The following is a 15,450-nucleotide window of genomic DNA, read 5'->3' on the forward strand; positions in this document are numbered from 1 at the left end:
TAGCTCTGGCATCCACTGAGCAGGGGCGTGGGACACTCGGCGCCTTGCAGTTTCTCGATGGAGCCGGTCATGGAGTTTTCGGTCTGGTTGGCCTTTTTTGCCGCATCCTGGGCGATCAGCCTGTCCCCCGGCGCAGGTGCTGTCGCGGCGATGAGCGCGGGCCTGAGCCATGGCTTCAGGCGCGGCTATTTCATGACCTTCGGCCTCATCCTGGGCATCCTGACCCAGGTCGTCCTCGTCGGCGCCGGCCTGGGCGCGCTGATCGCGGCCTCGTCGCTGGGTTTTGCCCTCGTCAAATGGGCTGGCGTGGCCTACCTGGTCTGGCTGGGTGTGCAGCAATGGCGTGCACCGGCCAAGCCCATGGTGGCGGCGGATGACGGCGCCGTGCTGGCGACGCGCCGCCAGCTGGTGCTGCGCGGCTGGGGCATCAATGCCGTCAACCCCAAGGGCACGGTCTTCCTGCTGGCCGTCGTGCCGCAGTTCCTCGACCTGCATGCCGCGTTGGCGCCGCAATACCTCGTCATCGGCTGCACGCTGGCCTTCACCGACCTGGTCGTCATGGCCGGCTACACCGTGCTGGCCGCGCGGGTGCTGGCGGCGCTGAAGAGCGAGAGCCACATCAAGGTGCTGAACCGCGTCTTCGGCTCGCTGTTCGTCGCGGCCGGTGCGCTGCTGGCGACCTTCAAGCGCGCGGCCTGATGGCGGCGGGAGACAAGCCCGGCCGCCTGCCCACCTGGTTCCTCTTCCTGGCCCCGGTCGCGATCTGGGCCAGCACCTGGCACGTCATCCTGTACCAGCTCGCGTCGACAGTGCCGGCGCTGACGTCGGTGGGCTGGCGCTTCGCGCTGTCGGCGCTGATGCTCGCCGGGCTGGCGCGCTGGCAGGGCACGTCGCTGAAGCTGCCGCGTTATGCCCACGGCTACATGCTGGGCACCGGCGTCATCCAGTACGCCGGCAACTACTGGTCCATCTACGAGGCTGAGCGCTTTGTCCCCAGCGGCCTCGTCGCGGTGCTGTTCTGCCTGATGGTGTTCATGAATGCACTCGTCGCCTGGCTGCTGTGGCGCCAGCCGGTGAGCCGGCGCTTCCTCGTCGCGTCCAGCGGCGCGGTGCTGGGCGTGGCGCTGATCTTCTGGCCCGAACTCGCGTCTACCGGCGCGCGGCCGAATGCGGCCCTGGGGCTGGGCCTGAGCTTCTTCGCCGTCGTGGTGGCGGTCATCGGTGGCTTCTTCACCTTGGTGTTGACGCGCCGCGGCCTGCCGCTGGTGCCGGTGCTGGCCTGGAGCATGGGCTATGGCGCGGCCTTCCTGCTGGGGATGTCGCTGGCGCTGGGCCACGGCCTGCCCTTCGACGGCGCCTGGACCTATGTCGGCAGCCTCGTCTACCTGGCCGCCTTTGGCTCGGTCATCGCCTTCACGCTGTACTACAAGCTCGCCGAGCGCCGCGGCCCCGCTCAGGCGGCGCTCATCGGCGTGCTGGTGCCCGTCATCGCGCTGATCGTGTCGGCCGTGCTGGAGGGCTGGCAGGCGACGCCGCTAGCCATCGGCGGCATGGTGCTGTGCCTGGCCAGCCTGTTCGTCGCGACGCGGCCGCAGCGCTAAATGCGCTCGGCCGCCGCTTCGGCCTGGGCGCGCCGTGCCTGCTTCAGCGCGGCCAGCGAGGTGGGGTCGGTCAGCGTGGGTGCGATGACGATCTCCTGCGCCACCTTGATGTCCAGGAAGYCGAGCCAGGCGCGCATCGCGGCCTTTTGCGTGTCCAGGTGACCCTGGGCCGAGTGGCCCTCGCTGCCATAGTCGCTCGCGCTGCTGTAGACCAGCACGGCGCGCTTGCCCGACAGCAACGGCCGGTAGCCGGTGTCACGCTGCCAGGCCCAGTTCTGGCCCGGCAGCGTGACCACGTCGATGTAGTGCTTGAGGCGGTAGGGCAGGCCCAGGTTCCACATCGGCAGGTTGATGACGTAGTGGTCGGCCCGGTTGAAGGCTTCGGCCAGCGCGACGGCGCGCGCCCAGTGGCGGCGCTGGTCGTGGGTCGCCTGCTGGCTGCGCAGCACGGCGAACTTGGCCGCGATCATGTCGGCGTCGAATTCGGGCAGCGCGAGCTGCCAGACGTCGGCCACTTCGACCTGGGCGTCGGCACGGACGGCGCGGTAGCGGGCGACGAAGGCCTCGGCGATCTCGCGCGATGTGGAGGCCGGATTCGGCGAGCCCTGGATGTGCAGCAGCCGGCTCATCTTCAGCCCTCCAGCCAGCGCAGGCCGGCGATGCCGGCCACGATGAGGGCCATGCAGCCCAGCCGTGCGGGCGAGGCGCTGTCGCCGTGCACCCAGACGCCCAGCAGCGCCACGCCAACGGCGCCGATGCCGGTCCAGACTGCATAGGCCGTGCCGGTCGGCAGGCTTTTGAGCGACTGCGTCAGCAGCACGATGGACAGCAGCGCGGCGAGCACGCCGGCCGCGCCTGGCAGCGGCCGGCGCCAGCCGTCGGACGCCTTCAACGCCGCGGCCATGGCGATCTCGACCAGACCGGCACTCACCAACAGAAACCAAGCCATGGGGTCTCTCCAAGTTGCAATGGGCTCACTGTGGGAGGCCAGGCACAGAATCGGAAGTACGCACCTTTTGGTAACCAGGGAAATCCAGACGATGGCCGACACCTCAACCGGCAATGTGCTCAGTGCCAACTGCCCCTCGCGTGCCGCACTGGAGGTGGTGGGCAGCAAATGGGCGCTGCTGATCGTGCCGCTGCTGGCCCGGCAGCCGCTGCGCAACAACGAGCTGCTGCGCCAGGTGGGCGGCATCTCGCAGAAGATGCTGACGCAGACGTTGCGCGAACTGGAGCGCCACGGCCTGGTGCAGCGCACCGACCATCAGACCGTGCCGCCGCACGTCGACTACCAGTTGACCGAACTGGGCCGGTCCCTGAGCGAGGCGCTGGTGGTGGTGGACCGCTGGGCCGAACGGCACTACCCCGCCATAGCATCGGCGCGCATAGCGTTCGACCGCCGGCGCTAGCCCTTCAGCTGCGCCTGTGCGCCGTCGATCAGCAGGCGCAAGGCGCGGTCGAACATCGTGTCGGGGTCGCCGCCCAGCGTCTGCGCCCAGCCGGCGGCCAGCAGCGGGTATTGCACCGCGTCGGGCTCGCTCAGCATCGACGAGGGCGGCGCATCGGGCGCTTGCGCGGACTGCTCCTCCAGCACCCAGCCGACGACGAAGCGCCCCACCGACATCATCAGCCGGGTGGCCTGCCCCGGCTCGAAGCCGGCATCGCATAGCAGGCGCAGGCGGGCCTCGATGGAATCGAAGTGCAAGGGGCTCGGCCGTGTGCCGGCATGCAGGCGCGCGCCGTCGCGGTAGGCCAGCAGCGCGCGGCGAAAGCTGTGGCCGTTGGCCATAAGCCAGTCCTGCCAATGCTGGCCCGGCGCCGGCTCCGCCTGGGCGTGGTTCTCCAGCACGACGGCCTCGGACATCGCGTCCAGCAGCGCCGCCTTGCTCTTGAAGTGCCAGTACAGCGTCGGCGACTGCACGCCCAGGCGTTCGGCCAGCTTGCGGGTGCTCAGCGCGTCGATGCCGACCTCGTTGAGCAGGTAGAGGGCGGCACGCAGCACATCGTCGCGGTTGAGTCGACTGGAACGTTCGGTGGCATTCATCCCTAGCAATGATAGAGAAGTTCGTGCAAAATGTTCTCTATCGACGATAGAGAGGCATTCGTGAATCGAGCCCTGACCGTCATCTTGATGACGCTGCTGCTGGACGCCGTGGGCATGAGCCTGGTGTTCCCCATCCTGCCTGGCCTGCTGCGCGAGCTGGCCGGCGCCGAGGCCACGACCCACCACTACGGCGCCCTGCTGGCCGTCTACGCGGCGATGCAGTTCCTGTTTTCCCCGGTGCTGGGTGCGCTGAGCGACCGTTTCGGCCGCCGGCCGGTGTTGCTGGCCTCGCTGGCCGGGGCCGCGGCGGACTATGTGCTGATGGCGTTGGCGCCCAACCTGGCCTGGCTCTACGTCGGGCGGGTGCTGTCCGGCATCACCGGCGCCAGCATGGCCGTGGGCACGGCCTACATCACCGATGTGACGCCCGAGGCCGACCGCGCCAGGCGCTATGGCCAGATGGGCGCGGCCATGGGCCTGGGCTTTGTCGTCGGGCCGCTGATCGGTGGTGCTTTAGGCGAGTGGTCGCTGCGAGCGCCCTTCGTCGCCGCGGCCGTCATGAATGCCTTGAACCTGGGGATGGCCTGGTTCGCCCTGCCCGAATCCAACCAGAACCGCACGGCCCGGCTGGACGCCAGCAAGTTCAACGCCTTCTCGGCACTGCATCGCCTGGAGGGCAAGCGGCCCTTGCTGCCGCTGGTGGGGGTCTTTGCCGTCGTCGCGCTGGTGTCGCAGGTGCCGGCGGCGCTGTGGATCCTGTACGGCCAGGACCGCTACGGCTGGACTGCCTGGGTGGCGGGCCTGTCGCTGGCCTGCTATGGCGGCCTGCATGCCGTCTCGCAGGCCTTTGTCACCGGGCCGATGGTGGCCAGGCTCGGCGAGAAGCGCGCGCTGCTGGCCGGCATGGCGGCGGACGGCCTGGGTTTTGTCGGCATGGGTGTGGCGGTGGCGGGCTGGATGCCGTTTGCGCTGCTGCCGCTGTTCGCCATCGGCGGGCTGGCCCTGCCGGCGCTGCAGGCCATGCTGGCGCGGCAGGTGGACGAGCAGCGCCAGGGCGGGTTGCAGGGCACGCTGGCCAGCCTGACCAGCCTGATCGGCATCGGCGGGCCGCTGGTGGTCACGGCCGGCTTTGCGGCGACGCAGGGCGCCTGGCCTGGCTGCGTCTGGGTGATCGCCGCGGTGCTGTATCTGATCGCGCTGCCCATGCTGTTCAGTCGCCGCGCTCGCACCGCGTAACAACCAGCCGTTCCCCACCACTCGGCAAGGGCGTTACGCTGGCGCGCTCTTCACGGGGAGAACAGATGGCCTGGCAATTCGCTCTGACGCGCCTGTGCGGCGCTTTTGCCCTCGCGGGTGCCGCGCTGCTGGCCCATGCCGCCGACGCGGGCGCGCCGCCGACGCCGGTGAAGCCGGTCACCGACCGCTACGGCGACGTCAGCGTCAGGGACCCCTACCGCTGGCTGGAGAAAGCCAGCGACCCCAAGGTGAAGCAGTGGAGCGCTGCGCAAGACAAGCGCACGCGCGCCTATTTCGGCAAGCTGCCGGCGCGCCAGCCGATGTTCGACTGGCTGATGAAGCAGGCCACGGCCAGCTCCAGCGCCTATTACGACCTGCACGCCACGCCGGGCCAGCTGTTCGCGCTATACAACCAGCCGCCCAGGCAGCAGCCCATGCTGGCCGTGCTGGGCCAGGACGCCGACCCCGCCAAGGCCCGCGTGGTGCTGGACCCGAACACGCTCAACCCCAAAGGCACGACGGCCATCGACTGGTATGTGCCTTCGCCGACGGGCAAGCTGGTGGCGGTGTCGATGTCGGAGAACGGCAGCGAGGACGGCTCGCTGCACATCGTCGACGTGGCCACGGGCAAGGATGTCGACAAGGTCATTCTCAACGTGCAATACCCCACCGGCGGCGGCAGCCTGGCCTGGCGCGAGGATGGCTCCGGCTTCTGGTACACGCGCTACCCCGGCGCCAAGGAACCGGCCGAGCGCCAGCACTTCTACCAGCAGATCTACTACCACCGCGTCGGCGACGATCCGACCAAGGACGTCTATGTGCTGGGCAAGGACTTCCCGCGCGTCGCCGAGATCGCACTGGACGCCCGGCCCGGCGCGCCTGGCGTCATCGCCTCGGTCGCCAATGGCGATGGCGGCGAGTTCGCCCACTACCTGATCGCCAGGGACGGCCGCATCCGCCAGGTCACACGCTTCGAGGACAAGGTCGTCGCCGCAGCGCTGGGACCCGACGGGCTCTATCTCATCTCCCGGCAGGGCGCGCCGCGCGGCAAGCTGCTCAAGCTGGCGCTCGATGACCTGACGCTGGCCCATGCGCAGACCATCGTGCCCGAGTCCGATGCGGCGCTGGAGCCCGGCGGCGAGTTCGGCGCGGGCAACATCACCCTCACCAGGAACGCCATCTACCTGCGTGAGATCGTCGGCGGGCCGTCGCGCGTGGCCATCTACGGCCTGGACGGCAAGCCTCGCGGCCAGCTGCAGCTGCCCGAGGTGGCGACCGTGGACGAGATGGCCGTGATGGACGACGGCAGCCTGCTGGTCGCGGTGAAAACCTATCTCGAGCCGCCGCAGTTCATGCGCATCGATGCCGACAGCGGCAGGAGCCGACCCACGGCGCTGCGCCAGACCAGCCCGGTGTCCTTCGGCGACGTGGAGGTCGTGCGCGAGTTCGCGACGAGCAAGGACGGCACGCGCATCCCCCTCAATATCGTGCGCAGGAAGGGCCTCAAGCTCGATGGCAGCGCACCGTTGCTGCTCACCGGCTATGGTGGCTACAACGTCAGCCTGGTGCCGCGCTTCCTGGGCGCGGCGACAAGGCTGTGGCTGGACGCGGGCGGCGTCTACGTCATCGCCAACCTGCGCGGCGGCGGTGAGTTCGGTGAGACCTGGCATACCCAGGGCGCATTGACGAATAAGCAGAACGTTTTTGACGACTTCGCCGCCTCGGCCCAATACCTGGTCGACAAGGGCTACACCTCCAAGGCCCGCATGGGATCCATAGGCGGCAGCAACGGCGGGCTGCTGATGGGGGCGGTGTTCACGCAGCATCCCGAGCTGTTCCGCGCCGTCGTCTCGACAGTGGGCATCTACGACATGCTGCGCGTGGAGTTGGACCCGAACGGCGCATTCAACGTCACCGAATTCGGCACGGTGAAGAACCCGGAGCAGTTCCAGGCGCTGCACGCCTACTCGCCCTATCACCACGTGAATGGCGGTGCGAAGTACCCGGCCATCTTCATGGCCACCGGCGAGACGGACGGGCGCGTCAACCCGATGCACTCGCGCAAGATGGTTGCGCGCCTGCAGGCGGCAACCGGCTCCGGCCGGCCGGTGCTGCTGAGCATCAACGCCCACGCCGGCCATGGCATGGGCAGCTCGCTGTCCATTCGCGTGAACCAGATGGCGGACATCTATGCCTTCCTGTTCGACCAGCTGGGGATGACGTCCCCGCTTCAGTAATCCTTGCTGCGCCGCCCGGCCTTGATGTCGCTGCGCTTGGACTTGCCTTCCAGCCGGCGCTGCTTGGAGCCATAGGTCGGCTTGGTCGCGCGGCGCGCCTTGGGCACGTGGGCGGCGGCCTGCACCAGCTCGATCAACCGCGCGACGGCGTCCGCCCGGTTGCGCTCCAGGCTGCGCGAGTCCTGGGCCTTGATGACGACGACGCCTTCCGAGGTGATGCGCTGGTCGGCCCAGTTCAGCAGCCGCGCCTTGACGGCCTCGGGCAGGCTGGAGGCGCGGATGTCAAAGCGCAGGTGGACGGCGTTGCTGACCTTGTTGACGTTCTGGCCGCCGGGGCCGCTGGCGCGGATGGCGTCGAACTCGAGTTCGTCCGGGCGCGGGGTCCAGTGAATGTCAGGCATTTCGAATTGGCACGCGCGGCGCGACGGCGCACATCAGCTCGTAGCCGATGGTGCCGGCCGCCTGAGCCACCTCGTCGATGGGCAGGCGTGAGCCGTGCGGGCCTTCGCCCCACAGCGTCACCTCGCTGCCAAAGCCGCTGGCAGGCAGCTCGGACAGGTCCACCGCCAGCATGTCCATGGACACCCGGCCCAGCGTGCGCGTGCGTTTGCCGTCGACCAGGACGGGCGTACCGGTGGGCGCATGGCGCGGATAGCCGTCGGCATAGCCGCAGGCGACGATACCGGCGCGAGTGACCCGCTCGGCGGTGTAGGCGCTGCCGTAGCCAATGGTGTCGCCGGGCTGCAGCTGCTGCACGCCGATGATCTTTGAGCGCAGCGTCATCGCCGGCCGCAGGTCCCAGTGGGCGGCGTCGTGCTCGGGGAAGTCGGGCACGCCGCCATAGCTCATGATGCCGGCGCGCACCCAGTCATTGGCGGTGCGCTCGGGGTGGCGCAGCGTGGCCGCGCTGTTGGCAACGGTGCGCTCGCCGGCCAGGCCCTCGGTGACTGCGTCGAAGGYGGCCAACTGGTGGGCGATGCCGTCAACGCCTTGGCGCAGGGCGTCGGCATCCGAGAAATGGGTCATCAACCCGATCTCGTCGACCTGGGGCAGGGCCTCCAGCCGCGCGTAGGCGGCGCGAAACGCGGCTGGCGTGAAGCCCAGACGGTTCATGCCGGAGTTCAATTTGAGGAAGACGCGGTGTGGCTCGTGCGTCTTGTGCATGGCCAGCCAGTCAATCTGTTGCTCGCAGTGCACGGCATGCCACAGCTTCAGGCGCGAGCACAGCTCCAGGTCGCGCGGCTCGAACACGCCTTCCAGCAGCAGGATGGGGCCGCGCCAGTCCAGCGCGCGCAGCCGCTCGGCCTCGGCCAGGTCGAGCAGCGCGAAGCCGTCTGCGGCACGCAGGCCTGGATAAGCGCGCTCGATGCCGTGACCATAGGCATTGGCCTTGACGACGGCCCAGACTCGGGCATTGGGGGCTTGAGCGCGCGCGCGACCCAGGTTGTGAGCGAGCGCTTCGGTATGAATCAGGGCTTCAATCGGGCGAGGCATGGCCGGATTTTGCGCCCGGGTTTGGGGCGCCGCTGCCGAACTAGGGGCGTGCTATAAACCCGCGCCGCTCCCGTTTTACCGGCCTACAAGCAGAAGACAGTTCAGGATTGCGCTCCGACCGATGAAACGCGGCTTTTACACCATCATGTCGGCGCAGTTCTTCAGCTCGCTGGCTGATAACGCACTGTTCGTCGCGGCCGTCGAGCTGTTGCGTTCCTCCGGCGCCGCCGAGTGGCAGCGCGCCGCGCTGGTGCCGATGTTCGCCCTGTTCTACGTCGTGCTGGCGCCCTTCGTCGGAGCCTTTGCCGACGCCGTGCCCAAGGGCAAGGTGATGTTCTTCTCGAACAGCATCAAGGTGGTGGGCTGCCTGATGATGCTGTTCGGCGCCCACCCACTGGCGGCGTATGCCATCGTCGGCCTGGGCGCGGCCGCCTATTCGCCGGCCAAGTACGGCATCCTGACCGAACTGCTGCCACCGTCCCAGCTCGTCAAGGCCAATGGCTGGATCGAGGGCCTGACCATCACGTCCATCATCCTGGGCGTGCTGCTCGGTGGTCAGTTGATCGGTGACCGCGTCTCGCACCTGCTGCTGCTGATCGACATGCCGATGATGGAGACCGGCATCGACTCCGCACCCGAGGCGGCGATCGCCAGCCTCGTCGGCCTGTATGTGCTGGCGGCCCTGTTCAATCTGCGCATCCCGCGCACCTCGGCGCCGCTGCAGCCCTATGCGCACAGCTTCCTGGGCCTGGTGCGCGACTTCTCGTCCTGCAACAGCAGGCTCTGGCAGGACAAGCTCGGGCAGATCTCGCTGGCGACCACGACGCTGTTCTGGGGTGTCAGCGGCAATCTGCGCTACATCGTGCTGGCCTGGGCCGCCGCGGCCCTGGGCTATGGCACGACACAGGCGTCCTCGCTGGTGGGCGTCGTCGCCATTGGCACGGCGGTCGGCGCCGTCGTCGCATCGCTGTATTGCCGGCTGGACCGCGCCACCTCCGTCATTCCGCTGGGCATTGCGATGGGGCTGCTGGTCATCTTCATGAACCTCATCCACAACGTGTGGGTGGCTGCCCCCTTCCTGATCCTGCTGGGCGGCATCGGCGGCTACCTCGTCGTGCCGATGAACGCGCTGCTGCAGCACCGTGGCCACAACCTGATGGGGGCCGGGCGCAGCATCGCGGTGCAGAACTTCAACGAGCAGGCCTGCATCCTGGGCCTGGGCGCCTTCTACACGGCGATGACCCGCTTCGGCCTGTCGGCCTTCGGCGCGATCACGATCTTCGGCGTCGTCGTGGCCGGTGCCATGTGGTGGATCCGGCGCTGGCACCAGCGCAACCTGGTCGTGCACAAGGAAGAGGTCGAGCATCTGCTCGACTTGGCCCGCACGGATCACCTGCCGCAGGACCGGTAATCCGGCCCCGGCAGACCTGGCAGACCTGCCAGAAAGACGGGACGTTCAGCTGCTGGCGCTGCTGCCGCGGCCCTTGCGGCCGGTGGGCACCGGGATCAGGTGCTTGCCTTCCAGCACCATCTCGATGTGCTCGCTCCAGGCGCGTGCGATCTTGAAGCAGCCGCTGTGGTTGAGGTGGATCTCGTTGTGCCAGTCGCCGCTGATGCCGGTGGAGCCCGGCGCGGCCAGTGCCAGCGGCACGGCGGTCGAATCAAAGATGAAGAGGCCGCGGAAGGCTTCCTTGTCTGCGGCCATGCTCTTCAGTAGCTGGGCCAGATGGAAGACCATCAGCCGGCTGACGGCAGCCCAATCGGCGGCGGGCACGCCATAGGCCTTCAGCGCCGGGTAAAGCCAGGGGCCGCCCGCGCCCAGGTCATCGCCGCCCTCGGCGGCCGCCGGGCGCGGCATGGGCACGGCGTAGCAATGCATGAAGACGGGCTTGCCCATGGACGGGCCCTGGTCGCGCAAGGACAGCAGATGCTTGACGTTGGCCCGCAGGTAGTCGGCATAGGTCGCCCAGCCGGGCTCGGAGAAATAGCGCGCGACGCCGGCCGAGGGCGGCCCCCATTCGGTCTGGTGGCGCAGCAGGCGCAGCTCCAGGGGGATGGGCTCGCCATTCCAGTTCTGGGCCGGCGTGCGTGCCGCGGCGATCAGGTCATTGCCACCGACGGACAGCAGGATGCCGTCCCAGGTCGGCGCGTCGGGGCCGGTCAAGAGGCGCACGAAGTCGGGGCTGGACTCGAGGTCCACCATGTGCGACAGCGCATTGCCGGTGCCGGCGCAATTGACCGCGGCCGTGTTGGACTTGAAGACCAGCTCCTGCAGCAGGTTGGCGTGGGCGTTGAGCTTGGCGCGCGCATTCGAAAACCACGAGTCTCCCTGGGCCAGCAGCTTCCAGCGGAAGGTGCTGAAGTCGGGCGGGGTGCGTCCGGCCAGGTCGGCCGGGGTGTAGCAAGCCAGGTGATCCATGAATGGGGTGGTTTCCGAAGTTGCTGACGTGAGCCTGTCCCGGAGGACGGGGCGCCAAGTTCGCGCGATTGGACGGCCAGCCGCGCGGGCGGCGCCATGCTACAAACCCTCGGGCCTGCCTGGGGTTAGTATGGACGGCCTTTCTAGGGAGGAAGCCCATGAGCGAGAGCGTCTTCGACTTCCAGGCCGTTTCCATCCGCGGCGAGCCGGCCGACCTGGCCTCGCAGCGCGGCAAGGTCCTGCTCATCGTCAACACGGCCAGCGAATGCGGTTTCACGCCGCAGTTCAAGGGCCTGGAGCAGCTTTGGGAGGATTACGGCCCCAGGGGGCTGGTCGTCATTGGCTTCCCGAGCAACGAGTTCGGCGGCCAGGACCCAGGCAGCAACGACCAGATCGCGTCTTTTTGCGAGCTGAACTACGGCGTCAGCTTCCCGATGATGACCAAGACCAAGGTCAATGGCGGCGAGGCCCACCCGCTGTGGAAGTTCCTGAAGAGCGAGAAGCCGGGCTTCCTGGGCACCGAGGCCATCAAGTGGAACTTCACCAAGTTCCTGATCGGCCGCGACGGCCAGGTCATCAAGCGCTATGCGCCAAATGACCCGCCTGAAAAGATGCGGGGCGACATTGAAGCGGCACTCGCCGCGACCTGACTCGCTTCAGTGAGCTGTTACCTGCGGGGCCATCCCCTGCTGGCTGCGCAGATAGTCCCGCATCGTCGGTGACTGCTCCGATGCCGCGCGGCGGACGTCACGCACATGGGCCAGGGCCTGCTGGCTGACCTCTGCGGAGATGTGGGCGGCCAGGCCGATGCCCTGGCTGGGCAGGCGATGCAGGCCGGCCAGCACATAGGACCAGTTGGACGGGCCGAAGGGCGACAGGCGGCTGTCCAGATCAGTGGCCGTCGGCACCTTGGCATCCCACAGGGCCAGCAACTCGACGAGGCGCGGCGGCAGGGCCGCTGCGTCGGTGCAGGTACGCCAGAACGGCGTGTCACGCCGTTGCGAGAGTGTGTAGTGGGCGACGATGAAGTCGCGCAGCTCCTCGTGGAAGTCGCCCGCCAGGCGGTTCAGCCGGTCGCGGCAAACCGCGCTGTTGCCCGAGGGCGCGACATGGTCGACGAACATCTGCAGCGCCCATTCGACCAGGTAGAGGCTGGTGGACTCCAGCGGCTCGACGAAGCCGCCCGCCGCACCCAGGGCCAGGCAGTTCTGCTCCCAGATCCGCGCGGCATGGCCGGCCCGCAGCGTCGTGAAATGAGGCGCGGCCAGCGCGCGGTGCCCGGCATTGAGCTGTTGCAGCCGCTGCAGGGCCTCGTCGTCGCTGCAAAAGCGCGACGCATAGACATAGCCCGTGCCGCGGCGGCTTTGCAGGTCGATCTCCCAGCTCCAGCCGGCGTCCTGGGCCGTGATGGCGGTGTGGCTGCGCAGCGCGGTGTCGTCCCGCGCATAGGCCACCGGCACGGCGATGCTGCGGTCGCAGGGCAGCCAGTCGGCATAGGACACCCAGGGCACGCCCAGGGCCCGCTGCAGCAGCAGTGAATCTGCCCCGCTGCAGTCGACGAAGAAGCTGGCGGCAAAGCGCCGGCCGTCGGCCAGTTCGACCGCCTCGATGCCGGCTGCGCCGCGCTGCACCTGGGCTACCTCGCCCTGCACATGGCGCACGCCGCGCCGCAGCGCGGTCTGCTGCAGCAGCATGGCCAGCTTGGCGGCATCCAGGTGGTAGCCATAGTTGACCGGCGCCTGGTAGTCGGGCGAGTCCATCAGCTTCGGTGACTGGTGGCCGTCGAACAGCGTCGTCTGCACCGTGCAGGCCTGGGCCATGGGCTGTTGGGTCAGGCCGCGCTGCATCAGGTTCAGCCAGTGGGCCGTCGTCGCGAAGCCGCCGAAGGGCGGGGGCGCGTCGAAGGGGTGGTCGTAACTGTCGTCGGCCGCGCTGCCGCCGCTGCGCCAGCCGTGAAAGCGCACGCCGTTGTTCAGCGTCGCATCGGCCGCGCCGAACAGGGCGGCCTCGGGCAGGCCCAGCGCCTGCATCATGCCGCGCAGCGTCGRCAGCGTGGCCTCGCCCACGCCGATGCCGGCAATGCGCGGTGACTCGATCAGCGTGATGGGCAGGGGTGTCTGGCGCACCGCGCCGAGGGCGCGCTGCAGGAAGCAGGCCGCCAGCCAGCCGGCGCTGCCGCCGCCCACGATGACGATGGATTGGATGTCGGACAAGGCAGTAGCTCCGGAAAAACGCCGGCGGGTCGGGAAGCCCGGGCCGGTGGTTGCCACATTACGGCCGAAGCCCGGCGCGCCGACATGTAACGCGGCGAGCGAGCGTGCCGTCCTGCACGCCCGTTCCGGCCGTTACCGAGCCCGCCACAGCCAGCGGCCTCGGCCCCGCCTGACCTGGCCGGCGGCCTCCGCCTCGCCCAGCAGCTCGTTGGCCGTCTGCCGCGACAGATGGGCCAGGCGCGCCAGCTCGGCCTGCGTGGCCTGCACTTCGACCCAACCCTCGTCAGCCGCACGGCCACGCTCGCGGGCCAGCTGCGCCAGCGCCAATGCGAAGCGTTCGGCTGCACCCTGGTGGCGCGCCGCCTGCAGCAGGCGCAGCGTGCCGTCATAGCGGCGGGCGAACTCGGCCAGCAGGGCGCGCGCGAAGCCCGGCACCTCGTCCATCAGGCGCGTATAGGCCTCGCGGCCGAAGACCAGCACCTCGGTGGCGCCGCGCGCGATCGCCTCGTATTCCGAAGGCTGGCCGGCGGCGAAGGCGGCGAGGCCGAAGAGTCGCGGCGGGCCGACGTTCTCGATGACCGACACCGTGCCGTCCGCGGCCGTGAAACGGGTCTCGATCTCGCCGGCCGCGACCGCGTAGAAGGCCGCCGTCTTCTGGCCCTGCACGAAGAGGCTGCGCCCATTGGCCAGGCGGCGCCCGGCAATGCCCGCGGCGATATCGGCGGGCAGCGCGACGCCCGGGAAATGGGCGTCGAAGACGCGCTGCAGGGCCGAGTCGAGGGGCATGGCGCATTGTCGGCTGGCCGACACAAGGCGACGCGCGGCCTGCCTATGCTGGGCGCATGGAAAGACCTGACCTGTCGATGCTGCTGGCTCGCTTCGGGCGCGAGGAATGCAGCCAGGAGCCGCTCTACGTTGCGCTGTGCGGCGTGGCCGCCCACGACGACCGGGCGCTGGCCCTGCTGGCCGAGGCGCCGCCCGAGCAGCGCAAGGCCAATCTGCTGCTGGCGGCCTTGCATGAGCGCGTGCTGGCCGGCGCCGCGCCCGAGCTGGCCGCCTACTACCCCAGCGCCGGTGGCAGCCGCGAGCCCGACGCCGGCCTGGCCGCCGCGCTGTCGATCTGCCTCGAGCGCGAATGGCCGGCGCTGCTGCACCATCTGCGCCATGGCGCGACGCAGACCAACGAGATCACCCGCGGCGCGGCCCTCTGGCCGGCTTTAGGCGATGCGGCGCGTGCCACCGGCGCCCGCCACCTCGCGCTGTTGGACCTGGGTTGCAGTGCCGGCCTCAACCTCGGTGTCGACCAATACGCGCTGCGCTATCGCACGGACGATGGCTGCTGGCATGAGCGCGGTCCAGCCCGCGATGGCCGGCGCGCCGAGATCGAATCGCGCTGGCTGGGCGCTGCGCCGCCGCCCGCGGCCGCCGACTGGCGACTGACGCTGCGCTACGGCCTCGATCCCGCTCCCGTCGATCCGGGCGACCCGGAGCGCCTGCGCTGGTTGCAGGCCTGTTTGTGGCCGCACGACGCCACCCGCCGCGAACGCCTGGCCCGTGCCGCGCATCAGATGCAGTCTCTGCCGCACACGGTGCGCCAGGCCGACGACTGCATCGCCGCGATCGAGCCGTGGCTGACCGGTCTGCCCGCGGGCGTTCAACCGGTGCTGCTGACGAGCTGGGTGCTGTACTACTTGAATGACGCCGACCTCGACCGGCTGCGCACGACGGTCGACCGGCTGGCGCTGAGCCACGGCCTGGCCTGGATCTGCGGCGATCTGCCGGCTTTGAGTGCGCAAGAGGCGGTGCCTCCCGAACCGGTCCTGCCTGCCGACGAGGCCGCCTCGTCGATGACCTTGTGGACGCTGCGCCACCTCGAAGCCGGCCGGGTCGCGGAGCGAGCGCTGGGCTGGAGCCACCCGCACGGGCGCTGGGTGGCCTGGCGCTAGACCGGCGCCGCCGCCGTGCGTCGGGCCCGGCGCTTCACGCGGTCACGGTGCGCCTGAGCGCGTGCACCCACCTCCTGCACGTACTGGGCGACGTGCGACGGGAATTCGGGATCGTTCAGCGCCGCCTTGCGCTTGGCGCGGAACTGGGCCGGCGTCAGCGGCTTCAGATTGCCGACGGGGCGATCGCCCGATGCGGCCGTCATCGCACGGTCGAGCTCGTGCGCGATCAGCGCGCGGCCGGCGAGGAAGCCGTCCACCTC

General features: G+C 69.3%; 17 protein-coding genes. 8 read left to right on the top strand and 9 right to left on the bottom strand.

All coding sequences use genetic code 11. From position 1 onward, the window contains the following. The first annotated feature begins 69 nt into the window (after positions 1-69). Both AC1DU6_RS02375 and AC1DU6_RS02380 read left to right on the top strand, forming a co-directional pair. The gene (locus AC1DU6_RS02375) at positions 70-699 is read left to right on the top strand and encodes a LysE family transporter (protein WP_477855983.1); all 630 of its coding nucleotides are present in this window, start codon (positions 70-72) and stop codon (positions 697-699) included. Beyond that, a complete protein-coding gene (locus tag AC1DU6_RS02380) occupies positions 699-1,601 on the top strand; it encodes a DMT family transporter (protein WP_457324116.1) in 903 nt (300 codons plus the stop codon). The genes AC1DU6_RS02375 and AC1DU6_RS02380 overlap by 1 nt, the downstream gene beginning before the upstream one ends. On the opposite strand, the gene AC1DU6_RS02385 is transcribed toward AC1DU6_RS02380, so the two are convergent. Beyond that, positions 1,598-2,230: an FMN-dependent NADH-azoreductase gene (locus AC1DU6_RS02385; protein WP_477855984.1), complete on the bottom strand. Its 633-nt coding sequence runs from the start codon at positions 2,228-2,230 to the stop codon at positions 1,598-1,600. The genes AC1DU6_RS02380 and AC1DU6_RS02385 overlap by 4 nt on opposite strands. A 2-nt stretch (positions 2,231-2,232) precedes the next feature. Continuing rightward, on the bottom strand, positions 2,233-2,550 hold the full coding sequence (locus AC1DU6_RS02390) for a DMT family transporter (protein WP_056191993.1): 318 nt from the start codon (positions 2,548-2,550) through the stop codon (positions 2,233-2,235). A gap of 91 nt (positions 2,551-2,641) precedes the next feature. Here AC1DU6_RS02390 and AC1DU6_RS02395 point away from each other — a divergent pair, with 91 nt between their 5' ends. Next, on the top strand, positions 2,642-3,010 hold the full coding sequence (locus AC1DU6_RS02395; RefSeq protein WP_477855985.1) for a winged helix-turn-helix transcriptional regulator: 369 nt from the start codon (positions 2,642-2,644) through the stop codon (positions 3,008-3,010). Here the strand turns inward: AC1DU6_RS02395 and tetR are convergent. Beyond that, a complete protein-coding gene (gene tetR, locus AC1DU6_RS02400) occupies positions 3,007-3,645 on the bottom strand; it encodes a tetracycline resistance transcriptional repressor TetR (protein ID WP_477855986.1) in 639 nt (212 codons plus the stop codon). The two genes, AC1DU6_RS02395 and tetR, sit on opposite strands and share 4 nt — an antisense overlap. Before the next feature lie 30 nt (positions 3,646-3,675). Here tetR and tet point away from each other — a divergent pair, with 30 nt between their 5' ends. Both tet and AC1DU6_RS02410 read left to right on the top strand, forming a co-directional pair. Then, the gene (gene tet / locus AC1DU6_RS02405) at positions 3,676-4,881 is read left to right on the top strand and encodes a Tet(A)/Tet(B)/Tet(C) family tetracycline efflux MFS transporter (protein WP_477855987.1); all 1,206 of its coding nucleotides are present in this window, start codon (positions 3,676-3,678) and stop codon (positions 4,879-4,881) included. 65 nt (positions 4,882-4,946) lie between these two features. Then, positions 4,947-7,118: a prolyl oligopeptidase family serine peptidase gene (locus AC1DU6_RS02410; RefSeq protein WP_477855988.1), complete on the top strand. Its 2,172-nt coding sequence runs from the start codon at positions 4,947-4,949 to the stop codon at positions 7,116-7,118. On the opposite strand, the gene arfB is transcribed toward AC1DU6_RS02410, so the two are convergent. Next, a complete protein-coding gene (gene arfB / locus AC1DU6_RS02415; RefSeq protein ID WP_477855989.1) occupies positions 7,112-7,519 on the bottom strand; it encodes an alternative ribosome rescue aminoacyl-tRNA hydrolase ArfB in 408 nt (135 codons plus the stop codon). The genes AC1DU6_RS02410 and arfB overlap by 7 nt on opposite strands. After that, complete coding sequence (gene alr, locus AC1DU6_RS02420; RefSeq protein ID WP_477855990.1) at positions 7,512-8,612, bottom strand: alanine racemase; 1,101 nt, start codon at positions 8,610-8,612, stop codon at positions 7,512-7,514. Before alr ends, arfB begins: the two co-directional genes overlap by 8 nt. 121 nt (positions 8,613-8,733) lie before the next feature. On the opposite strand from alr, the gene lplT reads away from it, so the two are divergent. Then, a complete protein-coding gene (gene lplT / locus AC1DU6_RS02425; RefSeq protein WP_457322818.1) occupies positions 8,734-10,023 on the top strand; it encodes a lysophospholipid transporter LplT in 1,290 nt (429 codons plus the stop codon). A gap of 45 nt (positions 10,024-10,068) precedes the next feature. Here the strand turns inward: lplT and AC1DU6_RS02430 are convergent, their stop codons facing one another. Next, on the bottom strand, positions 10,069-11,031 hold the full coding sequence (locus AC1DU6_RS02430; RefSeq protein ID WP_457322817.1) for a hypothetical protein: 963 nt from the start codon (positions 11,029-11,031) through the stop codon (positions 10,069-10,071). Positions 11,032-11,189: 158 nt separating this feature from the next. Between AC1DU6_RS02430 and AC1DU6_RS02435 the strand changes: the two genes are divergently transcribed. After that, positions 11,190-11,681, top strand: coding sequence for a glutathione peroxidase (locus AC1DU6_RS02435; protein WP_056192017.1), 492 nt, complete (start codon positions 11,190-11,192; stop codon positions 11,679-11,681). A gap of 6 nt (positions 11,682-11,687) precedes the next feature. On the opposite strand, the gene AC1DU6_RS02440 is transcribed toward AC1DU6_RS02435, so the two are convergent. Beyond that, entirely contained in the window at positions 11,688-13,244 is a 1,557-nt protein-coding gene (locus AC1DU6_RS02440) for a tryptophan halogenase family protein (protein WP_477855991.1), read from the bottom strand. Between the two features lie 132 nt (positions 13,245-13,376). Further along, positions 13,377-14,030, bottom strand: a complete 654-nt coding sequence (locus tag AC1DU6_RS02445) for a Crp/Fnr family transcriptional regulator (RefSeq protein WP_056192022.1) — start codon at positions 14,028-14,030, stop codon at positions 13,377-13,379. Positions 14,031-14,086: 56 nt separating this feature from the next. Between AC1DU6_RS02445 and AC1DU6_RS02450 the strand changes: the two genes are divergently transcribed. Beyond that, positions 14,087-15,190 carry a DUF2332 domain-containing protein gene (locus tag AC1DU6_RS02450; protein WP_477855992.1) on the top strand — a complete coding sequence of 368 codons (1,104 nt, stop codon included), beginning with the start codon at positions 14,087-14,089 and terminating at the stop codon, positions 15,188-15,190. Here the strand turns inward: AC1DU6_RS02450 and AC1DU6_RS02455 are convergent. Beyond that, positions 15,187-15,450, bottom strand: a 264-nt coding sequence (locus tag AC1DU6_RS02455; RefSeq protein ID WP_477855993.1) for a hypothetical protein, incomplete at its 5' end; no start/stop codon positions are given. The genes AC1DU6_RS02450 and AC1DU6_RS02455 overlap by 4 nt on opposite strands.

It is taken from the genome of Roseateles sp. P5_B10 (assembly GCF_056400485.1).

Excerpts from the sequence above, each read along its gene's own strand:
- AC1DU6_RS02375 (WP_477855983.1), top strand. The coding sequence starts at position 70 with ATGGAGTTTTCGGTCTGGTTGGCCTTTTTTGCCGCATCCTGGGCGATC.
- AC1DU6_RS02380 (WP_457324116.1), top strand. The coding sequence starts at position 699 with ATGGCGGCGGGAGACAAGCCCGGCCGCCTGCCCACCTGGTTCCTCTTC.
- AC1DU6_RS02390 (WP_056191993.1), bottom strand. The coding sequence starts at position 2,550 with ATGGCTTGGTTTCTGTTGGTGAGTGCCGGTCTGGTCGAGATCGCCATG.
- AC1DU6_RS02395 (WP_477855985.1), top strand. The coding sequence starts at position 2,642 with ATGGCCGACACCTCAACCGGCAATGTGCTCAGTGCCAACTGCCCCTCG.
- tetR (WP_477855986.1), bottom strand. The coding sequence starts at position 3,645 with ATGAATGCCACCGAACGTTCCAGTCGACTCAACCGCGACGATGTGCTG.
- tet (WP_477855987.1), top strand. The coding sequence starts at position 3,676 with ATGTTCTCTATCGACGATAGAGAGGCATTCGTGAATCGAGCCCTGACC.
- AC1DU6_RS02410 (WP_477855988.1), top strand. The coding sequence starts at position 4,947 with ATGGCCTGGCAATTCGCTCTGACGCGCCTGTGCGGCGCTTTTGCCCTC.
- arfB (WP_477855989.1), bottom strand. The coding sequence starts at position 7,519 with ATGCCTGACATTCACTGGACCCCGCGCCCGGACGAACTCGAGTTCGAC.
- lplT (WP_457322818.1), top strand. The coding sequence starts at position 8,734 with ATGAAACGCGGCTTTTACACCATCATGTCGGCGCAGTTCTTCAGCTCG.
- AC1DU6_RS02430 (WP_457322817.1), bottom strand. The coding sequence starts at position 11,031 with ATGGATCACCTGGCTTGCTACACCCCGGCCGACCTGGCCGGACGCACC.
- AC1DU6_RS02435 (WP_056192017.1), top strand. The coding sequence starts at position 11,190 with ATGAGCGAGAGCGTCTTCGACTTCCAGGCCGTTTCCATCCGCGGCGAG.
- AC1DU6_RS02445 (WP_056192022.1), bottom strand. The coding sequence starts at position 14,030 with ATGCCCCTCGACTCGGCCCTGCAGCGCGTCTTCGACGCCCATTTCCCG.
- AC1DU6_RS02450 (WP_477855992.1), top strand. The coding sequence starts at position 14,087 with ATGGAAAGACCTGACCTGTCGATGCTGCTGGCTCGCTTCGGGCGCGAG.